Annotated in this window: 18 protein-coding genes and 1 pseudogene; 7 read left to right on the top strand and 12 right to left on the bottom strand. The window is 73.8% G+C overall.

Going from position 1 to position 20,244, the window contains the following annotated elements:
- Positions 1-59: 59 nt before the first annotated feature.
- Positions 60-452, bottom strand: coding sequence for a hypothetical protein (locus tag OV079_RS30205; RefSeq protein ID WP_267772450.1), 393 nt, complete (start codon positions 450-452; stop codon positions 60-62).
- 165 nt (positions 453-617) lie between these two features.
- On the opposite strand from OV079_RS30205, the gene OV079_RS30200 reads away from it, so the two are divergent.
- The 3 genes from OV079_RS30200 to OV079_RS30190 all read left to right on the top strand — a co-directional run bounded on the left by OV079_RS30200 (position 618) and on the right by OV079_RS30190 (position 3,777).
- Positions 618-2,000 carry a serine/threonine-protein kinase gene (locus OV079_RS30200; protein ID WP_267772449.1) on the top strand — a complete coding sequence of 461 codons (1,383 nt, stop codon included), beginning with the start codon at positions 618-620 and terminating at the stop codon, positions 1,998-2,000.
- On the top strand, positions 1,936-3,321 hold the full coding sequence (locus OV079_RS30195; RefSeq protein ID WP_338089106.1) for a tetratricopeptide repeat protein: 1,386 nt from the start codon (positions 1,936-1,938) through the stop codon (positions 3,319-3,321). The genes OV079_RS30200 and OV079_RS30195 overlap by 65 nt, the downstream gene beginning before the upstream one ends.
- A 117-nt stretch (positions 3,322-3,438) precedes the next feature.
- On the top strand, positions 3,439-3,777 hold the full coding sequence (locus tag OV079_RS30190) for a hypothetical protein (RefSeq protein ID WP_267772448.1): 339 nt from the start codon (positions 3,439-3,441) through the stop codon (positions 3,775-3,777).
- A 105-nt stretch (positions 3,778-3,882) separates the two neighbouring features.
- Here the strand turns inward: OV079_RS30190 and OV079_RS30185 are convergent, their stop codons facing one another.
- The 9 genes from OV079_RS30185 to OV079_RS30145 all read right to left on the bottom strand — a co-directional run bounded on the left by OV079_RS30185 (position 3,883) and on the right by OV079_RS30145 (position 11,563).
- Positions 3,883-4,242 carry a hypothetical protein gene (locus OV079_RS30185; protein ID WP_267772446.1) on the bottom strand — a complete coding sequence of 120 codons (360 nt, stop codon included), beginning with the start codon at positions 4,240-4,242 and terminating at the stop codon, positions 3,883-3,885.
- Between the two features lie 28 nt (positions 4,243-4,270).
- Entirely contained in the window at positions 4,271-5,152 is an 882-nt protein-coding gene (locus OV079_RS30180) for a TIGR02587 family membrane protein (protein WP_267772445.1), read from the bottom strand.
- Between the two features lie 387 nt (positions 5,153-5,539).
- A complete protein-coding gene (locus OV079_RS30175) occupies positions 5,540-6,484 on the bottom strand; it encodes a class I SAM-dependent methyltransferase (RefSeq protein ID WP_267772443.1) in 945 nt (314 codons plus the stop codon).
- A gap of 313 nt (positions 6,485-6,797) precedes the next feature.
- Positions 6,798-7,586 (bottom strand): oxygenase MpaB family protein, encoded by a 789-nt coding sequence (locus OV079_RS30170; RefSeq protein WP_267772441.1) that lies wholly within the window; start codon positions 7,584-7,586, stop codon positions 6,798-6,800.
- A gap of 213 nt (positions 7,587-7,799) precedes the next feature.
- Positions 7,800-8,396: a hypothetical protein gene (locus tag OV079_RS30165; protein WP_267772439.1), complete on the bottom strand. Its 597-nt coding sequence runs from the start codon at positions 8,394-8,396 to the stop codon at positions 7,800-7,802.
- A gap of 155 nt (positions 8,397-8,551) precedes the next feature.
- Positions 8,552-9,643: a hypothetical protein gene (locus tag OV079_RS30160; RefSeq protein WP_267772437.1), complete on the bottom strand. Its 1,092-nt coding sequence runs from the start codon at positions 9,641-9,643 to the stop codon at positions 8,552-8,554.
- Positions 9,644-9,986: 343 nt separating this feature from the next.
- Complete coding sequence (locus tag OV079_RS30155) at positions 9,987-10,109, bottom strand: hypothetical protein (RefSeq protein WP_267772435.1); 123 nt, start codon at positions 10,107-10,109, stop codon at positions 9,987-9,989.
- Entirely contained in the window at positions 10,079-10,684 is a 606-nt protein-coding gene (locus tag OV079_RS30150) for a metal-dependent hydrolase (protein WP_267772433.1), read from the bottom strand. Before OV079_RS30150 ends, OV079_RS30155 begins: the two co-directional genes overlap by 31 nt.
- A gap of 135 nt (positions 10,685-10,819) precedes the next feature.
- Positions 10,820-11,563: an SDR family NAD(P)-dependent oxidoreductase gene (locus OV079_RS30145; protein ID WP_267772430.1), complete on the bottom strand. Its 744-nt coding sequence runs from the start codon at positions 11,561-11,563 to the stop codon at positions 10,820-10,822.
- Between the two features lie 113 nt (positions 11,564-11,676).
- On the opposite strand from OV079_RS30145, the pseudogene OV079_RS58855 reads away from it, so the two are divergent.
- Both OV079_RS58855 and OV079_RS58850 read left to right on the top strand, forming a co-directional pair.
- Positions 11,677-12,216: pseudogene (locus tag OV079_RS58855) on the top strand (LysR family transcriptional regulator); the annotation flags it as partial.
- 104 nt (positions 12,217-12,320) lie between these two features.
- Positions 12,321-12,569, top strand: coding sequence for a LysR substrate-binding domain-containing protein (locus OV079_RS58850; protein ID WP_267778679.1), 249 nt, complete (start codon positions 12,321-12,323; stop codon positions 12,567-12,569).
- 178 nt (positions 12,570-12,747) lie between these two features.
- Here OV079_RS58850 and OV079_RS30130 read toward each other — a convergent pair whose 3' ends face one another.
- Complete coding sequence (locus tag OV079_RS30130) at positions 12,748-14,049, bottom strand: PQQ-binding-like beta-propeller repeat protein (RefSeq protein ID WP_267772427.1); 1,302 nt, start codon at positions 14,047-14,049, stop codon at positions 12,748-12,750.
- A 254-nt stretch (positions 14,050-14,303) separates the two neighbouring features.
- On the opposite strand from OV079_RS30130, the gene OV079_RS30125 reads away from it, so the two are divergent.
- Together OV079_RS30125 and OV079_RS30120 are read left to right on the top strand one after the other, a co-directional pair.
- Entirely contained in the window at positions 14,304-15,842 is a 1,539-nt protein-coding gene (locus OV079_RS30125; RefSeq protein ID WP_267772426.1) for a DUF4215 domain-containing protein, read from the top strand.
- 396 nt (positions 15,843-16,238) lie between these two features.
- Positions 16,239-18,599, top strand: a complete 2,361-nt coding sequence (locus OV079_RS30120; protein ID WP_267772424.1) for a protein kinase domain-containing protein — start codon at positions 16,239-16,241, stop codon at positions 18,597-18,599.
- Positions 18,600-18,860: 261 nt separating this feature from the next.
- Here OV079_RS30120 and OV079_RS30115 read toward each other — a convergent pair whose 3' ends face one another.
- The gene (locus OV079_RS30115) at positions 18,861-20,156 is read right to left on the bottom strand and encodes a site-specific DNA-methyltransferase (RefSeq protein ID WP_267772422.1); all 1,296 of its coding nucleotides are present in this window, start codon (positions 20,154-20,156) and stop codon (positions 18,861-18,863) included.
- Between the last annotated feature and the right edge of the window lie 88 nt (positions 20,157-20,244).

Genomic DNA, 20,244 nt, shown 5'->3' with positions numbered 1-20,244 from the left:
ATTGATCATAGGTCCTTCAGGACATGACCTTCAAGCCACTCGTATGATACGCGGCGGGCTCAGTTGGTCTTGCGGATGATGAGGATCGGGTCGAGGACGATCTTCTTGCCGAGGCGCTCGGTGGCGTCGATGGTGACCTCGACGCGCCAGGAGTAGTCGGTGGTCAGGGTGGCCGGGAAGTTGGCCGTGTAGACGCCGGCGCTGCCCGTGAACGAGACCGACGGGGCGCTGCCGATCGGGGTGGCGGTGACGCCGGTGACCGAGGGGCTGCCGCCCGTCGAGTCGACGGTGCACTGCACGGAGCTGGCGGTGGTGGTGGCGGTCACCTCGTCGCGCGGGTTCATCTGCGGCGGCACCGCGGCCGAGGCGTCGGACTCGAGCAGCAGCACATAGCCGGCGGCGTCGCTGGCCTCGCTGAAGTGGACGGGAATCGTCGATGTGTAGTTCGCCATCGAGGCGCGACTCTATAGCAAGTGCGCGCGGCCGGGCTACCGCGCGGGCGCGACTTTCACGGCCGGTCGCGTGATCCCGCCCTCCGTGAGGACCTTGTCACGCCGCGGGCCGCGTGTTACCGGCTTTATGCAGGAGATTCGCACGCTTCGAGGCGAGGCGGTGACGTGGAGGCGACCACCCGCGAGAGCAAGGCGCTCGTCGACCGCGACACCGTCGACGCCGACGCGTGGCCGCGGGACGAGCTCTTGCCCGAGTCGGACGAGCCGCAGCAGATCGGCCGCTATCGCGTGCTGGGCCGGATCGGCGCCGGCGGCATGGGGACGGTCTACGCGGCCCACGATCCGATGCTCGGGCGCGAGGTGGCGATCAAGCTGGCGCGCGTCGACGGGCCCGCGTCGCTCGAGAGTCGGCTGTTGCGCGAGGCCCGGCTGCTGGCGCAGGTGCGCCACCCGAACGTGGTGGAGCTGCACGACTTCGGCAAATTCCGCGGCCAGATCTTCATCGTGATGGCGCGGATCCACGGCCAGACCTTGCGGGCCTGGCAGCGCGAGCGCGAGCGGCCGTGGCGGCACACGGTCGCGATGTACGTGGCCGCGGCGCGCGGGCTGCAAGCGGCGCACGCGGCCGGCCTGGTCCACCGCGACTTCAAGGCCGACAACGTGCTGGTCGGCGACGACGGCCGCGTCTACGTGGTCGACTTCGGCCTGGCCCGGCCCGCGGTCGAGGTCACCGGCGACGCGCCCCCGGCCACCCCGCCGATCGCCTCGTCGTCGCTCGACTCGCCGCTGACGCGCACCGGGGCGGTGGTCGGCACGCCGGCTTACATGGCGCCGGAGCAGCGCGCGGGTCGGCCTCCCGATGTCCGCAGCGACATCTACAGCTTCTGCGTGTCGCTGTACGAGGCGCTGCACGGGCAGCGGCCGGAGTACCGCAGCGACCCGACGAAGACGCGCGCGGGCAAGGGCGACGTGCCGCGGCGGATCGATCGCGCGCTGGCGCGAGGCCTGGCGCCGGCGGCGGCGCAGCGCTACGCGACGTTCGAGCCGCTGATCGCGGCGCTCGAGCGCGACCCGGCGCGGTGGTGGCGGGCCGTCGCGGTGGCGGTGGCGTTGCTGGTGACGGGCGGCTTCGCCGGCTTGATGGCGTCCGAGAGCGAGGGGCCGCGCGCGGCCTCGTGCGAGGCGGCGGCGCGCCGCATCGACGCGGTGTGGGGGACGTCGCAGCGCGAGGCGCTGGTCGCCGGCTTCGCCGCGCCGGGCGAGTACACGCGCGCTCGGCCGGCGCGTGACCGCGGCGCTCGACGACTACGCGGACGCATGGCAACAGGCGCGCCGGCGGGCCTGCGAGGCGACGACGGAGCTGTCGGCGGACTCGGCGGCGCGGCTGCACCGGCAGATCGGCTGCCTCGAGCGCGCGGCCCTGGGGCTCGGGCGCGCGATCGAGGTGCTGGCGTTCGCCGGCGGGGCGGACGCGGAGCAGGCGATGGGCGTGGTCGAGGCGCTGCCGCCGATCGACGGCTGTCGCGCGCCGGGCGACGACGACGGTGACATGGTCGAAAAGACAGGTCTCGTCGACGCCCTGCGGCGGGCGCTGATCGCCGCGCGGGTGCAGGCGGCGGCGGGCATGCGGCGCGAGGCGCTGCGGCTGGCCGAGCAGGTGCGGGCGCGGGCCGAGGCGGTCGGCGATCCGGGGCTGCAGGCCGACGCGCTGCTGACCGTCGGGCGCATGCGGGCCGAGGACGGCGAGATCGCGGCGGCCGAGAGCAACTTGCTGGCCGCGATCGACGTCGCCGAGGCGCGCGGGCTCGACGACACGGTGGCCAGCGGATGGGTCGCGCTGGCGACGGTGGCGGCGCGCCTGCAGGTCGACCCCGAGCGGATGCGCGAGCGGGCCCGCCGGGCCCAGGCGCTGCTCGACCGGATCGGCGACAGCGGGCCGCGGCGGGCCACGCTGCTCAACGCGCTCGGGGTCGCGGCCGTGGCCGAGGGCCGCCACGCGGAGGCGGTGCGGCTGCACCGCGAGGCCTTCGAGCGGCTGCGCTTCGCCGGCGGTCCGCCGCTCGAGTCGATCCGCACGCTGCAGAGCCTGGCCAACGCGCTCGAGGCCCTCGGTCGCCACGACGAGGCGCTGGCCCGCTTCGGCGAGGCGCAGCGGCTGGGCGCGGAGCACCTGGGGCCGCGCCACCCGCAGCGCGCCCGCGTGGCGCACGACCTCGGGGTGCTGCTGCTGGGGTCGGGCGAGCCGGGGCGGGCGCGCGAGCTGCTCGAGGCGGCGCTGGCGATCTGGACCGACACGTACGGCTCGGTCTGCGTCGAGTGCGGGCGGGCCCACTCGTCGCTGATGGGCCAGGCGAGCGCGGAGGGCGAGCTCGGTCGCGCGGAGCACCATGCCCGCCGGGCGCTGGCGATCTACCGCCAGGTGCTGCCGGGCGACCACCCGGACCTGGCGGCCGCGCTGGTCAACCTCGGGGCGGTGCTGCACTGGCGCGGCGACTTCGCGGGGGCGGTGCCGGCCTACGGCGAGGCGCTGCGGCTGCAGGAGCGCATCTTGCCCGAAGGACATCTGCATCGCGCGATCACCGAGAGCAACCTGGGCGAGAGTCTGGTGGCGCTGCAGCGCCACGCGGAGGCGCTGCAGCGGTTCGCTGCGGCGGAGCCGGTGGCTCGCGCCGCCGGCCAGCCCGGCGAGGAGCTGCTGCTGCTGGTGCTGCGCAACAAGGCGAAGGCGCTGCAGGGCACCGGCGAGGTCGGGGCCGCGAGGGTGGCGCTCGAGCAGGCGCGCGCGCTGCTGAAGCGCGACCCGGGCCGCGCGCAGGAGCTCGCCGAGGTCGAGCAGGCGCTGGCGCAGCTGCCGGTCCGCGCGGGCTGAGGGCGCCGGGGCCGTCATTGTGAGGATGTCTCGGAGGACAGGGCCCTTCGGACATGCACCGTGACCGCGGGTGCGCCGCGGCTTCGTGCCCGCCGACGCGGCGTGCTACCGTCGCGCGTGCTCTTCTTTCGTATCGCGCGCTACCTCCTGGCCATGGCGGCGCTCGTCCCGATCGCCGGTCTGCTCGGCGTGCCGTTCGCGTATCCGCTGCTCGTGCTCGCCGCGACCGCGCTGGTCTACCGCCTCGAGCGCGAGCCGATGTCCGAGCTCGGGCTGACTCCGACCTTCGAACGGATGGGCCTCGGCCTGCTCGGGCTCGTCGTCGGCGCGGCGATGGTGGCGATCCGGTCGTTCACGGTGAGCGGCGTGTTCGGCGGGCGCGTCGACCTCGACCTCTCGGTGCTCGTCGTGGCGATGCTGCGCGGCCTGCCGCGGTCGCCCGCCGCACCCGCGTAGGAGGGCGACGCGCGCGAGGTGTATTGAAGGACATGCTCTCGAGGACATGCTGCGAAGGACATGGCCTCGGTGACACGTCTCCTCTTACAGATTCGGGGCGCGCCCTCACGGCTCGCTGTAGCCGAGCACGCGGGCGCGGAGCTGGCCGGGGGCGGGGTCGGTCTGCAGGGTCGAGGCGCCGGCGCGGCTCGAGCGGCGGGGCACCTCGGGCAGGGTCAGCTCGGTGCGCTCGACGGGGGCGCCGTCGCGGACGAGGGTGACCTCGACGTGGACGTCGCCGACGGTGCGGTCGCCGTGGTTGGTGACGGTCACCGGGACCACGTAGTGCGGGGGCTCGACGTCCTCGGTGCGCGACGCGGCGCCGACGTGGACGCCGAGCCGCGGCGGCCGGTCTTCGTGGCGCACCGCGAGGATGACGAGGTAGCCGACGATCCCGAGCACCAGCGCGAGGCCGACGGCGAACACGGTCCATTCGAGCCAATTCTGCGGATGGTCATCGCGCTTGGAGGAGCAGGCGCCCGGCGGACGCGCCGATGGCGGTGGGGAGGCCGAGGACGATGACCTGCGCGAGGCAGGCCGGGAGGTCGCAGCCGTCGAAGCGGCCGAAGAACCACAGCAGGGCGACCGAGGCGAGGACGGCGGCGACGTAGCTGGCGAGCGAGCCGCTGAGCACGGCGATCCGCGGCGGCTCGTCGCCGTTGCGGGAGGTGTTGACGAAGTCGCTGAAGTGGAGGACGAGCGCACCGACGGCCAGGGTGACGCCGGTGAGGCCGAGCAGCGACCACTCGTGGAGGGTGCCGGCGATCTCGGGGATCTCCTCGGTCGGGGCGATGTTGGCGGCGACCAGCACCGCGCCGCACAGCGACAGCGACATCTGACCGACGAAGCTCAGGTCGTCGCGCTCGTCGCTCATGCCGCTGTCTTCGTCGTCGCCGCCGCCGAGCTGGGCGGTGCCGACCGAGACGCCGATCGCCACCGCCAGGCCGCCCACCAGCACCTTGCCGAGCAGCTCGGGCCCGGCCATGTCGGCGTCGATGCGCCCGAGCAGGACCAGCAGCGCGGCCGAGAGCAGCAGGCCGAGGCCGAGCTCCTCGATCGAGTCGAGCACGACCTCGAGCGCGCCGGCGTCCTGCCGCAGCCCGGCGTAGCGGTTGTAGCCGAGCAGGAGCACGAACACGCCGCCGAGGCCGAGCAGCAGCCGCTCCGGCGGGAGCAGCTCGCCGGCGCGCCAGATCTCCCCGGTGTAGAGCAGCGGCAGGCTGAACAGCAGGCCGCCGGCGACGCCGCGCCCGTACTCCCGCAGCGACTGGTCGACCGTCGGCGAGCGCCGACGATCGCCGGGGCGTCGCTCGAGGTCGTCTTTCGCGGCGGTCATGTTCGGCTCTTTCTAGCACGTCGGCGCGGCGTGCGAGCGCAGGGGCCTCGGGCTCCGGCGGCGCCCGGCGCGAACCTCGAGGGGCGGGCCAGGATTGCGGCGCGGCGGCGCGCGGCGTAGGCGCTGCGACTCGTGACATTGGCATCCGGCGAAAGCACGCACGCGCAGGGGGTCACCGGCGCGGCGGCGCGCGGCGAGGGCGCTGCGACTCATGACATTGGCATCCGGCGAAAGCACGCACGCGCAGCGCTCACCGGCGCGGCGAGGTCGCCGCGACTCGTGACATTGTCATCCGGCGAAAGCACGCACGCGTAGCGGTCACCGGCGCGGCGAGGGCGCCGCGACTCGTGACATTGACATCCGGCGAATGTGGGCACGCGCAGAGGGTCACCGGCGCGGCGGGGCGCGGCGAGGGCGCTGCGACTCGTGACATTGACATCCGGCGAATGTGGGCACGCGCAGAGGGGCACCGGCGCGGCGGGGCGTGGCGCGGGCGCTGCGGCTCGTGACATTGGCATCCGGCGAATGCACGCACTCGCCGTCAGCGCGGCGCCGGGTCTGCGCTCGCCGGCTTGCGCAGGCGCAGGACGTATTCTCCGTCAGCTCCGCGACCTCCTCCTCGCGCACCAGCTCGAAGCCGTCGGCGAGCAGCTCGGCGAGGAAGACGTCCTTGCCGGCGCGGACGTGGTCGAGCATCGCCGGGCTGGTCTTGCCGGGGATCCGCTCGAGCTCGACGAGCACCAGCTCGCCGCCCGGGCGCAGGGCGGCGCGCAGCGATCGCATCATGGTGCGCGGGTACTCGAAGTGGTGATAGGCGTCGCACATGAACAGGAGGTCGATCGAGTCGGGCGGCAGCGGCGTGCGATCCTCGGGGGTCACCATCGTCTCGACGTTGCCGAGCCCCGCGGCGCGCGCCTGGGCGGCGATGTTGTCGAGCAGGCCGCCGTTGATGTCGAGCGCGTAGACCTTGCCGCCGGGGCCGACGGCGCGCGCGAGCAGCAAGGTGAGGAAGCCCGAGCCGGCGCCGACGTCGGCCACCACGGCCCCGGGGCGGGCGGCGACGACGTCGACGACGCGCTCGCGCTGGACCCAGATCTCCCGCGACTCGGACTGCAGCCGCCGCACCAGCCGCCGGGTGTCGCGCCGACGCCAGTCGTCGTTGATGCCCGGCTTGACGCTGACCTCGGAGACATCGGCGGTCGGGACGGTGAGGGGGTCGACCGGGGCGGGGACGGGGTCGGTGACGGGTGCCGGCCGGGGTGCGCCGGTGCGAGCGACGGGCGCGGCGCAGGCGCCCAGCAGGAGCAGCGAGAGGCCGAGAGCGAGTCGCACGGCCGCAGTCTACAACGCCGCGGCGGGGCATGGGAACAGGCGCGGGCGCCGGGCGCGGGAGATGGTCTTTGGGGCATGTTCACGGGGGCAGGCTCGAAAATCGGCGCCGCGAGAGGCGCGGATCTCCTGGCGTCATGCAGGCGTGCGAGCGGAGCGCTCCGGGGCCGGCATGTACCGAGCCTCGCCCGGCCATCGAACCCGCGTCTCCGCGCCGCGAGGTCGGCGCTTCACCGGGTCACGATGGCCTCACGACATGTTCTTCAGGAAATGTTTTTTAAGACATGTCTCTTCAAGAATGTTTTGAAGAACATGTTCATGAGGACATCATCGAAGTCGAGCCGCGCGCGAGAGTGCCGAGGCCGCGGCGCGCCGCGCCCAGGCCGGTGAGGGCCCACGTCAGCGGGCGGGGCGCGTCGGGCAGGCCGCAGGCGCGGCGCACCGGCGGCTCGAGCAGCGCGGACAGGGCGGTCCGGCCGAAGGGCGCGAGCGAGGGCGGGAGGCGCTGGAGCATCGCCGACAGCGCGCCCTCGGCGACGACGCGGTTGGACTCGGCATCATGAAGGTGTTCGGCCTCGTAGGCGCGGGCCAGCTCGACCATCGCCGCGAAGCTCTCGGGGATGTCGCGGATGCCCATGCGCCGGCCCACGTCGCGCCAGAAGCGGCACGCGGCCTCGCGCTCGACGGGGCGCAGCGGGCGTCGACCGTACCGATCGATCACCCGCGCGGGCTCGGTGACGAAGGTGGTGAGGACGTACAGCATGTCGTCGTTGGCGAGCCCGTGAGGGGCGTGCGCGGCGTTCATGCGCGCCAGCGCGGCGGCGCCGTGGGGTCCGTCGGGGCCGTCCGCGACCAGGATGCTGAGCAGGTCGACCGTGCGCCCGAGGCGGCGCGTCGGCGTGTGCGTCCATCGGCCGGTGCGGGCGAGCAGCGCCGAGAGCCGCGGGATCGCAAACACCCGGAACAGGGCGAGGCCCGCGCCCAGGCGGATCTCCGGGGCGAACTCGCGGAAGAAGGCCCGGCGCATGATCGCCAGGTGGTCGTGCGCGTCGTCGGTCCGCGGGGCACGCGGGCGGTGGGTCAGCAAGTCGAGGAGGTCCAACATGTGCTTTCGCTCGGCTACGGGCAGCCGTCGCGCGCCGAGGTGGGGAGCGAGCGTCGCGACCTCGGGCTGCGGGGCTACGAGGCCCGGATTGCACGCGTCATGCCGCGGCGCCGTCGCGGCACGAGCCTGGCCTTGCGCGCCTCGTGGCAGGGACCGCGCCGCCGCTCTGCGGAATCTGCCGGCAGGACCGGCCGGCCACCGCGGCGGGGCTGCTCACGAGCGGGCGCGAGCGATCGTGCGGGTCAGCGTCGTGGCGATCTTGGCGGTCCTGCGGCGGGCAGCCGTCGCGCCCGCGGGCTCACGGGCGCATGCCGAGCGTCTGCCGCGAGGCCCACGTCCACGGCGCGTCCGCGGACTCCCAGCGGAAGCGGCCCCAGGTCGCGAGTACGGCTGCTCCTCGCGCCAGGTCGTGTACTCCGGCGCGCGGCCGAAGGCGACGCCCTCGAACGACCAGGCGTGTGCGAACAGCTCGGCGCCGTCGGTGCAGCGCAGGAACACCGCCGCGATCCTGGCCTCGCGCAGGGCCGCGTCGTCCTCGGCGATCAGCTCGAGCGCGGCGATCGGGGCGGGCTCGCGCGCGCGGTCGAGCGTGAAGCCCTCGCCGCCGAGGATGCACATGTCCTCGGCGCTGTCGCGGTCGATCCGGTCGGGTAGCTGCAGCCGCGCGGCAGGGGTCGGCGTCAGGACGCCCTGATCGTTGTCGAACCAGACGACACCGTCGGTGAGTTCGAGCCAGAACCCCGCGAGCAGGTGCGGCCGGTAGTACGGCAGCGGGAGCTCGTGCGAATGGCGGAGTCCGAGCACGAGCACGTCGCTCAGCCCCCGCGCGCGAGCGCGGCGAGGGTGCGGTCGAGAGGCGCGTCGTCGGGCATCGGCGCGGCGAGCGTAGCATCACTCCGAGGCTGCGTATCCGGCGGTCCGCGGCTCGTCCGCGCCCGTGAGGAGCGGTTCGGGCGAGCTCGCGGTCAGTGCCGGTCGAGCGCTGCGAGCCGGTCGCCGAGGTCGCCGTAGTCGCGCTGGGCCTCGAGGACGATCGTCTGCGCGTCGCGATCGCCGCGCTCGGGGAAGAACTTCTGCGCGAGCTCGGCGATGGCGGGCTGCGGCGACTCGCTCTCGGTCGATCCATATTGCACGACCTCGTACGGCCCGACGCCGGCGGCCAGCAGGTGCAGGAAGTCGGCGAGGTCCTTGGCGACCGGGCCGACCTCGCCCTCCGAGCCGAGGAACACGACGGGCTGCTCGACCAGCGGCCGCGCTGCGCCGCCGTCGTGGTGGACGACCCAGAACGCGACCAGGCCGCCCGAGCCGTCCTGCGCGAACACCCGGAACTCGTGCTCCGCCGCCGGGTTGCCGGTCCACGCCTTGGGTCCGCCGGCCTCGATCTCCGCCAGCAGCTCGAAGTCGATGTCGCCGAGGCCGTCGCCGTCCTGCAATTCATGAAGGGCCGCCAGCGCGGGGGGCAGCGGCTCGTTCTCGGGGGCCCGGCTGCCGTGTTTCGGGAACACGCGCGCTGGCGTCGGGGCGGCGTTCGCCTGCGCCTCCGCGGCCCACTGCTCGAGCGCCGGATCGGCGTCGTCGAGCTCCTCGAGCTGGAGGCGCACCTCGACGAAGGTGTCGTCGTCGCTGTCGTAGACGAACACGACCTCGTGGCCGTCGGCGCGCCGCACGACGTAGCCGCGGTACATCGACGTGTCCCACGTGCCGTCCTCGAGCCGCAGGGCCAGCGCCTTCGCGTCGGCCTCGGGCAGGGAGACGGTGAACTCGCCGGCGATCTGCCCGGCGAACGACGGGCGGAACTCGACCGACGACAGATAGGCGACGTACTTGCCGCCCTCCTTGCGCGGCGGATAGAAGCCGGCGCGCCGCACCTCCGCCTGGTAGTTCAACACCATGCCGGCCTGCTTGTCGCGCACGTCGTAGAGCATGTCGGTCTTGGTCACGACGGGCGGCGGCTTGAGGCCGCGCGCCGCGTGGAAGGCGATGACCGCGGGATCGTCGGTGCGTCGGCCGAGGAGCGGGAGGACTTGCTCGAACAGGTCGTCGGGAGGGGTCGCCATGCGGGCGAGGAGGACACGGCATCGCGGCTGCGCTGTCAAGCGCGCCGGCGCGTCGGGGCGGGGTGGATCCCCGGACCTGTCTCGAAGGACATACCCATGGACGGCCCCGGCGAGCGCCGGACGCGGGCGAAGTCGCGGAGGTCCCGCCGCGTGCTGCGTCGCGGCGGAGCGTGTGATTCACGGCGCAGCAGCGGCCGCCGCGAGGATCACGAGGTCGCCGTCTTCGAGGAAGAGGACGGAGTTCGGCGCGATGGTGAGGCCGCGGGGCGGGTCATCGGCTCGTCGCAGAGCATGATCGAAGGCGAGACGACGCGCGTGAATCGGCCGACGGAGCCTCTGACAGTCAGGGCAGCCAGGCGAAGGTCGCCGCGATCGCGGCGCGCGTGCGCCTGGAGGTCACGTCGCGCACGAACGGATCGGCGGACGGGGCGATCGTCACGAGGGCGACCACGCCGGCGTAGAGCACGGCGGTGATGAACCACTGGCGGCGGCTGCCGAGCTTGAGCGCGGTGCCGAAGGATCTTTGATGCGCGCGCCGACGAGGTCGACGCTGAACAGCTCGTCGAGCGCGAGGTGGACGAGAAAGCCGCCGGTGAGGAACACGCCCGCGAGCCAGGCGGGGGTCGGCGCGAGGTGGAAGGCGCGCGAGGCGACGAGCACCGCCGCGACGCCGACCAGCGCGGCGAACGGGAGCGAGTGCACGAGGCCGCGGTGGACGCAGAGCCAGGCGGTGAAGCCACGCAGGCCGACGCGGACCAGCAGGAAGGCGGCGACGGCCGCGAGCGCGACGAGCCACGGCGCGAGGTCGTCGTGGAGCGCCAGGACGACCGCCGCGGCCGCGGCCACGGCGAGGGCGCCGAAGATGATGCGGGTCGGCACGGAGCTGTCGGCGTCGATGTCGGGGAGCATGCCGCCGAGCACGCCGAGGCCGAAGCAGACGCCGCCGACCAGAGGCGTCGCCAGGCCGCCCGCGACCGCCAGACCTGCCGCGAGCGCCGAGGGGATCGCCGCACCGAGGACGTGGACGCGAAAGTTGGCCATGAAGCGGCGCGAGCTTAGGCCGGACCGCGCCTCGCGTTCGAATCCATGGTCGCGACGGATCGCGCGGTGCTGCGCGCTCGCGCGTCGCTGCGCTCGCGTCCACGGCTCGCCCGCGAGCGCAGCGACGAATGGAGCTCACGCCAGGAAGCCGCCGTCGACGGCGAGCGTGGTGCCGGTGACGAAGGACGCGTCGTCGGAGGCCAGCCACAGCACGGCGCGGGCGATCTCCTCCGGCGCGGCGAGGCGCCCGAGCGGGACGCGCTGGGCCATGACCTCGGGGTGGCCGCCGGTGAAGCGGTCGAGCATCGGCGTGGCGACGGGGCCCGGCGCGACCGCGTTGACGCGGATCTTGTGCGGCGCGAGCTCGAGCGCGGCGGAGCGCGTGAGACCCTCGACCGCGAACTTGGTCGCGGCGTAGACGCTCGCGCCCGGCATGCCGCGCATGCCGGCGACGGAGCCGAGGTTGACGATCGCGCCGCCGGGGCCGCGCAGGAGCGCGGGGATCTCGGCCCGCAGCGCCCGCCACACGCCCTTGACGTTGGTGTCGAAGGCGCGGTCGAAGGCGGCCTCGTCGCCGCCGTCGATCGCCCCGGTGACCTCGACCCCGGCGTTGTTGACGGCGACGTCGAGGCGGTCGAAGCGGCGCAGGCCGGCGGCCACCAGCGCCTCGAGGCCGCCGGAGGCGGTCACGTCGGTGGCGAGGAACAGCGCCTCGGTGCCGCGCTCGCGCAGCTCTGCCGTCAGAGCGTCGCCGGCGCCGGCGTCGCGGCTGCCGAGCACGAGCCGGGCCCCGGCGGCCGCGAAGGCCCGCGCGGTCGCGCGACCGATGCCCGAAGAGATGCCGGTGATGAGTACGACCTTGTCGGTGAAGTTGGCCATGGTTTGTGCCTCGCTGTCTGCGGCAGAACATGGCGGCAGGCGGGCGCGCGCAGTAGACCCGACGGGCACAAGGGACTCTTGCGTCGCGCGCAACAATCGGAAAAGCTCGCGGCATGGACCTCCTGAGCCAGATGGCGACGTTCGTGCGGATCGTGGAGGGCGGCAGCCTGTCGGCCGCGGCCCGCCGCCTGCGCCTGTCGACCCCGGCGATCAGCCGCCAGCTGCGCGCGCTCGAGGAGGAGCTCGGCGCGACGCTGGTGCTGCGGACGACGCGGCGCCTGACGGTGACGGAGGTGGGTCGGGCGTACTACGAGCGCTGCGTCCAGATCTTGCGCGAGGTCGAGGAGGCCCAGACGGCGGCCCGCCGCAGCGACGCGGTCGAGGGCCGGCTGGTGGTGGCGGCGTCGGTGACGTTCGGCGGGCTGCGGGTGGCGCCGACGCTGCCGGCGTTGTTCGCCGCGCACCCGCGCCTGCGCGTCGACCTGCGCCTCGAAGACCGCCTGACGGACCTGGTCGGCGACGGGGTCGACGTGGCGATCCGCGCGACCACGCTGCTGCCCCAGGCCTCCGACGCGCTGATCGCAGTGCCGCTGAGCACGGTGCCCCGCGTGGCAGTGGCGGCGCCGAGCTACCTGCGCCGCCGCGGCGAGCCGAAGGAGCCGGCCGCGCTGGCCCGCCACGACGCGCTGGTGCAGGTCTACGGCTCCGGGCGCCCGCGACCCGCTGGCGCTTCTCCCGGCCGCCGCGCGAGGAGACGGTGTCCGTGCGCGAGGTGCTGGCCTGCAACGTGCTGGCGGTGCTGCGCGACGCGGCCGTCGCCGGCCTCGGCGTGGCGCTGCTGCCCGACTGGCTGGTCGCCCCCGAGCTGGCCGCGGGCAAGCTGCGGGCGATCTTGCCGCAGTGGACGACCGCAGGCGCGTCGGTGGCCGCGCTCTACCGCGTCGAGCTGCGCGGCACGCCGCGCGTGCGCGCGTTCGTCGAGCACCTCCGCGGCGCTCTGGCGTGAATCATTGAAATGGCCAAATGGTCATTTCCTATGAGGCATGTCGAAAGCAACGCCCGCAGGCCTGGGTTCGTCCCGCGCCTGCGAGCGCGGGGCGAAGAAATGTCATGAATGTCCCATAGGACATGTGGGTGCTATCAGGAAGATGTCCCCGAGGACATGTCGATGGAGCTCGCGGCGCTCACTCGAGCGCGACCGCGAACAGGTGTTCGCCGTCTTCGGCCCAGACGATCCCGGTCAGGTAGATCGTGCCGGCCTCGTCGAGGGAGACGGTCATGCCGAGGCTGGTGGGGTCGCAGGCGTGGACCGCGACGACCTCGCCGCTCGCGTCGAGCCGGACGGCGGCGGCCACGTTCGTGTCGCCCAGGAGCGCGGGGACTGCCAGGACGATCTCGCCGGCCTCGTTGGTCGCCAGCCCGGAGACGGCGCCGTGGGCCAGCTGCGGCAGCTCGATCACCCTGTCCCATTGCACGCTGCCGTCGGCGGCCAGGCGGATCATGTGGGGCGGCCAGCTGTACGACGCCGCCACGACCTCGCCGCTCTCGGCGATGTCGGCGTGGCCGCGCGGATCGGTGGCGAACGGGTGCTCCCACAGCACGGAGGCGTCGGGCGCGAGGGCGATGACCGCACCTTCGGCGCCGTGGCGCAGCGCCACCACAACCCCGGCGGTGTTCATGGCGAACGGGTCGTCGAAGCGCTTGTCGGCGAGCGTCTTGTCCCACACCGTCGCGCCGGCGGCGTCGTAGCGTTCGACGCGGTCGTGCTGGCGGCCGCCGACGAGCGTCGTGCCGTCGGGCGCGACCGTCACCCGGCCGGCGAAATCCTGCGGGTCGGACGCCGGGCCGCGATCGATCTCCCACAGCGGCGCTCCGGTCGCCGCGAACTTGCGCAGCCCCTTGCGACCGCTCGCCTCGTCGTGGAACGACAGGTACACGTTGTCGCCCGCGTCGAGGCCGCCCCAGCCCCACGGCGGCGAAGCGTCGAGCTGGCCGACGAGCTGGCCGGTCTCGTCGAGGTCGAGGATCGACCACGAGCTCGTCACGCGCAGGTGCCCGCGCGAGTCGACGGCGGCGGCGCCCGGCAAGCTCGGCGTCGGGTCGACGAAGCGCCAGCGGGCGCCGGCGCAGGTGAACTGCTCGAGCGGGACGCCGGGGTCGGGCGGGAGCTCGGTGTCGGCGGTGTCGAAGCCCGTCGCGCCGGTGTCGTCGGGCTCGCCGGTCTCGCCGGAGGTCGCCGAGGTGGCGGGTGGGAGCGAGGTGGTGGGGTCGGGGTCGAGGGTGCCGCTGCCGGGGCTGCCCCCGGTGCCCTCGCTCGAGTCGGAGCTGGACTCGCCCGGCGCTCCGGGCCCGCAGCATGCCAGCAGGCAGGCCGTCGCGCCCCAGATCGTCATGTTTTGCCGCGTAAACCAAGCCATGGATGAAGGATGCACGACGACCGCGGGGGCTGCCAGCGACCCGACGTCGTCGCCCGTGCGTGTGTCCACGACGTCGATGTCGCGGGGTGATGGCGCTGTCGCGGCGGAGCGTGACCGAGATGTCTCTTGGGACATGCGACGTCCGTCGCGAATGCGCAGACCGTGGCGCCGCGATTGGTGGCACCGGCGCGGCGGCGACGCGGCCGCCGGCCGGGCGTGATCGCGCGTCGGGGCGGCGGGGCCTGCAGATGCACAGGTGGCTGCGCAGCGGCGAATTCGCGCGCCTTGAGGGTCTCAGGCCCCATCTGATAGCGTCCTGCGCCGTGAACCGCTTCGTCGCTCCGTGTCTCGTGGTCGCCGCGTCGTGTTTGGGTGCCTGTGCCAGCGGCGAAGATCCGTCGACCGGGTTCGGAACGTCGTCGGCGACCGCGACGATGACCTCGCCGTCGACGATGACCTCGCCGACGGAGGTGTCGACGAGCGCGCCCACCACCGGCGGTCCGGGCGACGACATGGGCGGCGGCGCGACGGAGCCGCCGATGCCGGAGTGCGGCGACGGCAAGGTCGAGGGCGACGAGGAGTGCGACGCCGGCGGCGACAACGACGACGCCGGCGCGTGCACGGCGGGCTGCAGGCTGGCGGTGTGCGGCGACGGGCTGGTGCAGACCGGGGTCGAGGCGTGCGACGACGGCAATCCGGACGACGGCGACGACTGCACCAGCGCGTGCGAGGCGGCCGGCTGCGGCGACGGGATCGTCGGGCCGGGCGAGGCGTGCGACGACGGCAACATGACCGACAGCGACGACTGCACCAACGCGTGCGCGCTGGCAGTGTGCGGCGACGGGATCGTCGGGCCGGGCGAGGCGTGCGACGACGGCAACGACGACGACGCCGACGCGTGTACGGCGATGTGCAAGAGCGCCACCTGCGGCGACGGGGCGCTGCAGCCGAACGAGGAGTGCGACGACGGCAACCAGGTCGACGGCGACGCCTGCCTCAACACCTGCTTGAACGCCGAGTGCGGCGACGGGGCGGTGCAGGCCGGGGTCGAGGAGTGCGACGACGCCAACCTCAGCAACCTCGACGCGTGCACGGTCGAGTGCAAGAACTCGAGCTGCAGCGACGGCATCCAGAGCGGCGACGAGACCGACATCGACTGCGGCGGGTCGTGCAAGACCTGCAACAAGGGCAAGAACTGCGCGGCCGACACCGACTGCTCGACGGGGGCCTGCGTCAACGGCTCGTGCAACCTGCCGATGAACTGCAAGCAGCTCAAGAGCGGCCTGCCGAGCACGCCGAACGGGGTCTACCAGATCGACGTCGACGGCGACGGGCCGCGCATGCCGTTCGACGTGTACTGCGAGATGACGATCGACGGCGGCGGCTGGACGCTGGTCGGCCGCTCGCGCAACACCCCGTCGGCGCCCGGCTGCGCCGACACCGACGGCGGCGGCAGCTTCGGCTGGCGCGCGGCCCAGGGCTCGCTCGCCGACGACGGCAACGCGTACGCGCTCGACGTCGCCGGCAAGGCCGTCGCGTTCACGCAGGTGCTGTTCGGCAACCACGCCGGCAGCAAGGCGTTCGCCGGCACGATCTACCGCCACACGGTGGTCGCCAACTTCGTCGACGTCCACCAGAACACGCACTACTACATCGGCGAGCCGACGGCGATCCAGGGCGCCTGCCCGAACGGGGCGTCGATGCTGGCGTGGATGGGCTTCACCAGCAACGTCGACTCGTTCCACATGCGCGACGTCGACGGCAACGGCTTCGGCCTGACCGCCAGCGGCTGGCGCACGTGCTACGACACGTGCGTCGGCGGCGACCTCAACGGCAAGCCGGGCCAGATCTTCGTCCGCTGAGGGCGGCGCGCCGAGGCGCGCATGGACATGTCTCGTGGGACATGTCTGAAAGGCCCTTGACGCGGGCGGACCGGGGGCTCGCAGCGCGCCGCCTCGGGAGGTCGCCGGCGCAGGGGCACGCGCACGCGGGGGCGGCCGCCGCGGGGCTCGCCAGAGATCTCGCAGGCGCGAGGTCGGGTCGCATGAGTCCGCTGCTCCGCCGGGAAAAGTTTCACGGGCAGCGACCCGGGGTCGCGGGCCGGACGACTGCACGGGTGCGGGCGCGAGTCGCTGTCCATTCCTGGGGTGACGACGCGCTCGCCGGCGCGGGCAGGTGCGGAAGCTCCAGGTGCGCTGCGGCCGCGAGCGTACCGCGACGCGCGGCGCGGGCGGGGGGCACCTGCTAAGCTCGCGTCCGTGTCCAGGCCGCTTTTCGAGGTCGATCCGACCCTGCGCGGCGACGAGGCCCCGCACGAGACGCCGCGCGGGGAGCTCTACGCCAATCGCTACCGGATCGAGGCCCTCGCCGGGCGCGGCGGGATGGGGGCGGTGTACCGCGCGGTCGACGTGCTGGTCGGCGACGTGGTCGCGCTCAAGGTGCTCGGCCAGTCGGTGACGCCGAAGCTGCTCGAGGGCTTCCGCCGCGAGGTCCGCCTGGCCCGCCGCATCAGCCACCCCAACGTGGCCCGCACCCACGACATGGGCGAGCACGGCGGGGTGCCGTTCTTGATCATGGAGTTCGTCGACGGCACGACGCTGCAAGAGCTGCTGCGCGACGACACGGGCGCCGCCGGCCTGGCCCCGGCCCGCGCGGCCCGCATCGCCCTGTCGGTGTGCGAGGCGCTGACGGCCGCCCACGCGGCGGGGGTGGTCCACCGCGACCTCAAGCCGGCCAACATCCTGCTCGAGGCCGAGGGCCGGGTGGTCCTCACCGACTTCGGCATCGCCCGCCCGCTCGACGGCCAGCACACCCAGGGCCTGCTGGGGACGCCGGTCTACATGGCCCCGGAGCAGGTCGCCGGCGCGCCGGTCGACGCCCGCACCGACCTCTACGCCGTCGGCCTGGTGCTGTTCGAGATGTTGACGGGCCGCCTGCCGTTCGCCGGCGACACCGCGTTCGCGGCGGCGGTGGCCCGCCTGAACGAGCCGCCGCTCGACGTGCTGGCGGTGCGCCCGGACGCGCCCGAGCCGCTGGCCGAGCTGGTGCGGCAGTGCCTGTCCCAGGAGCCAGATCGAAGGCCGGCCAGCGCGGCGGCGATCGCCGAGCGCCTGCGCGGGTGGCTGGTCGGCAGCGGCGAGACGATCTCGAGCGGCGCCGGGCCGCTGGCGACGCTGTCGACCCAGCGCCACCACATCGGCGCGACCACGCCGACCAGCACGCTGCAGGCGCCGATGGTCGCGGTGCTGCCGCTGCGCTACCAGGGCCCGCCGGCGACGGCGTACCTCGGCGAGGCGCTGACCGACGCGGTGATCGACGTGCTGCAGCAGACCGGCGGGATGCGGGTGCTCGGCAGCGGCGCGACGGCCCGCTACCGCGACGCCCGCGACCCGCGCGCGGTCGGCACGGAGCTCGGCGCGGCGATGGTGGTCGACGCGACGCTGCAGGTGACGCCGACGCTGCTGCGCGTGCAGGCGCGCCTGGTCGAGGTCCAGACCGGGCTGCAGGTCTACAACGAGCGCTTCGAGGCCCGCGCCGAGGACCTGCTCGACGCGCAGGAGATCGTCAGCAAGAAGATCGCCGAGGGCCTGCGGGTCGAGCTGACGACCTACGCCCACCGCCGCACCGGCACGCCCGAGGCGATCGCGCTGTACCGCCGGGCCCGCCGCAAGATCATCGGCAGCCACATCGTCGGCCCCGACGGCGCGATCGAGCTGCTCGAGGAGGCGCTGCAGGCGGCGCCGATGTTCCGCCCGGCGATCGCCAGCTACGCGGTCGCCCTCGCCCGCGCGTGGTTCTTCGCCGACCGCGTGGGCTCGCCGCGCGACTTCGCGGCGCTGTCGCGCCAGGCGGTCACCCGCGCGCTCGAGGTGGCGCCCGACCTGGCCGAGACCCACTTCGCCCGCGGCATGTACGAGGTGCAGGTCGGCGAGTGGCGCGACGCGGTCAAGGCGTTCGTCAAGGCGCTCGAGCTGGCGCCGACCTACGCGCACGCCCACGAGTACCTGTCGCAGCTGCAGTGCGAGGCCGGCAACATCGAGGACGGGGTCGGCCGCGCCCGCCTGGCCGCGGCGCTCGAGCCGAGCCTGCTGCAGGCCTACGCCCACGTGGCCCGCGTGCACGCGCTCCGCCGCGACCTGGCGGCGATCCACGAGTTCATCGACAAGCTCGAGCACCAGCCGCACTTCCAGTTCCAGGCCCTCATCACCCGCGTGCGCGTGGCCGGCTGGTTCGGCGACCTCGACACCGTCCGCACCTGCCTCGAGCGCTCGCGCGCGCTGGTCCACGGCGAGCGCGAGAACGCGGTCAGCTTCTCGGCCCACGGCCTGCTCGGCGACTACTCCCGCGAGCAGATGTGGGCCGGCTTCGAGGAGTTCATGCGCGGCGGGCCCAGCCCCCGCATGCTGACGTCGACCTGCCAGGTCAGCGCCGAGATCATGGGCATCCGCGGCTTCCACGACGACTGCCTGGCGCTCATCGAGCGCGCCTGCGAGGCCCGCCTCATCGACCTCGAGTGGCTCGACCTGTGCCCGGCCCTGGCCTCCGTCCGCTCCGACCCGCGGTTCTTGAAGGTCCGCCGCATCGTCGCCCAGCGCGTCGAGGCGATGTGGCTCGTCTGACCTGAAGGGCATGCCCGAAGGGGCATGCTCGAAGGGGCATGCTTGTAGGGGCATGTCCCGAGGGGCATGCTCGACGGGCTCGCGGGTCGGTCGAGCGGCGGGCTGGACCGCTCAACTCGAGCGGCCCCGGGTAGCCGTCGCCATTCCGGTGTGACTTCCATGATCGCGCTGTCCGCCGGCGGTCCTCCGGCGCCCGGCCGCGCTCGGGCCCGGCAGCGACAGGTGCAGCCGCTCGCTCGGCGCGGGGCCCTTCGGGAAATTTCAGCCCGCGCTCGGAGCAGGCGGGCCGGCGAGGCGGAAGAAGCGGAAGCCGCCGCCGCCGCGCCAGCCGGTGGCCGCGGTCGCGCCGCTCCTGTCGGCGCCGTCGACGACGGCGCGCAGGCGCGGCAGGCAATGGGTCTCGGCGTGGGGGCCGAGCTCGACGGCGAGCCAGCGGCGCCGCATCTTGTGGGCGACGGCGGCGGTGGTGCCGGAGCCGGCGAAGCAGTCGAGCACGAGGTCGCCGGGGGCGGTGGCGACGTCGAGGCAGCGCTTGAGCAGCAGCTCGGGCTTTTTGCCGTGCGAGAACTCGACCCCGCCCTCCTTGTGCAGGTTGTTGGGCAGGAGGTCGTCCCAGATCGTCGACAGCGCCTGGGCGGTGACCCGCCGGCCGTCGACCTCGCGCACCTTGGCGGAATAGAAGATCAGCTGCTCGCCGCCGAGGAAGTACATGTCCTCGCGGCCAGGTCGCTCGGCGCGCAGGACGACCCCGGGCTCGGCGGCCGAGCGGGCCAGGACCTGGCGCGCGGGCTCGCCGACGTCGCGGGCGGCGATCCGCGCGGTGCGGACGACCCGGTGCGGCGCGTCGAGCACGAAGGCCTCGAGCTCGGCCTCGCGGGCGCCGCCCCGCAGGCTCCTGGGGTCGAGGCCGCAGGCCCGCGCGAAGGCCTGGCGCAGCGGGACCAGCCGCCAGCGCTCGGGCGGGTCGTCGATGTTGTCGATCCACCGGGTGTAGCGAGCGTCGCGGGCGGTCGCGGCGTGGACCCGCCCGGGCCGCCAGGCGGCGCGCCGGCGGGCGTAGACGACGATGAAGCTGGCGGTGCTGACGAACCCGGCGTTGACGGCCTTGGGCCCCGAGACGGAGCTCTGTTTGAAGGTGATGACGGCGATCCGGTTGGCCCGCCCGAACACCTCGTCGGCGACGGTGATCAGGTAAGCCAGCTCGTTGTCGTCGATGTGGACGAACAGGGTGCCCGAGTCGGTGAGCAACGGGTGGAGGAGGAGCAGGCGCTGCCGCATCAGCGCGAGCCAGCGCTCGTGCTCGAGGCCGTCGTCGTAGTGCGCGAACACCTGGCCGGTGTTGTACGGCGGGTCGATGTACACGCATTGCACCCGCCCGGCGAACTCCGGCCCGAGCGCGCGCAAGACGGCGAGGTTGTCGCCGCGGATCAGCCGGTTGTCGAACAGGTCGTCCGCGCCCGCCTGCGCGGCGCGATGACCGAGCGCGAGGTCCTCGAGCAGCGCCGGCGCGGGGGCGTCGTCGGCCTCGATGAGCTGCGGTCGGCCGCGTGCAGGCATCGCTCGCGCGAGGGTAGCATCGTTCTCCGCGGGCCTGGCGGGCCGCGCGAGCGAGTGGGCGAACACGGCGCAGGCGAAGGCGAACGGG

This window comes from Nannocystis pusilla (genome assembly GCF_026626665.1).
Classification (GTDB): domain Bacteria; phylum Myxococcota_A; class Polyangia; order Nannocystales; family Nannocystaceae; genus Nannocystis; species Nannocystis pusilla.
This window is presented reverse-complemented; position numbering and strand designations above follow the sequence as displayed.

Excerpts from the sequence above, each read along its gene's own strand:
- OV079_RS30205 (WP_267772450.1), bottom strand. The coding sequence starts at position 452 with ATGGCGAACTACACATCGACGATTCCCGTCCACTTCAGCGAGGCCAGC.
- OV079_RS30195 (WP_338089106.1), top strand. The coding sequence starts at position 1,936 with ATGGGCGTGGTCGAGGCGCTGCCGCCGATCGACGGCTGTCGCGCGCCG.
- OV079_RS30180 (WP_267772445.1), bottom strand. The coding sequence starts at position 5,152 with ATGACCGCCGCGAAAGACGACCTCGAGCGACGCCCCGGCGATCGTCGG.
- OV079_RS30170 (WP_267772441.1), bottom strand. The coding sequence starts at position 7,586 with ATGTTGGACCTCCTCGACTTGCTGACCCACCGCCCGCGTGCCCCGCGG.
- OV079_RS30160 (WP_267772437.1), bottom strand. The coding sequence starts at position 9,643 with ATGGCGACCCCTCCCGACGACCTGTTCGAGCAAGTCCTCCCGCTCCTC.
- OV079_RS30150 (WP_267772433.1), bottom strand. The coding sequence starts at position 10,684 with ATGGCCAACTTTCGCGTCCACGTCCTCGGTGCGGCGATCCCCTCGGCG.
- OV079_RS30145 (WP_267772430.1), bottom strand. The coding sequence starts at position 11,563 with ATGGCCAACTTCACCGACAAGGTCGTACTCATCACCGGCATCTCTTCG.
- OV079_RS30115 (WP_267772422.1), bottom strand. The coding sequence starts at position 20,156 with ATGCCTGCACGCGGCCGACCGCAGCTCATCGAGGCCGACGACGCCCCC.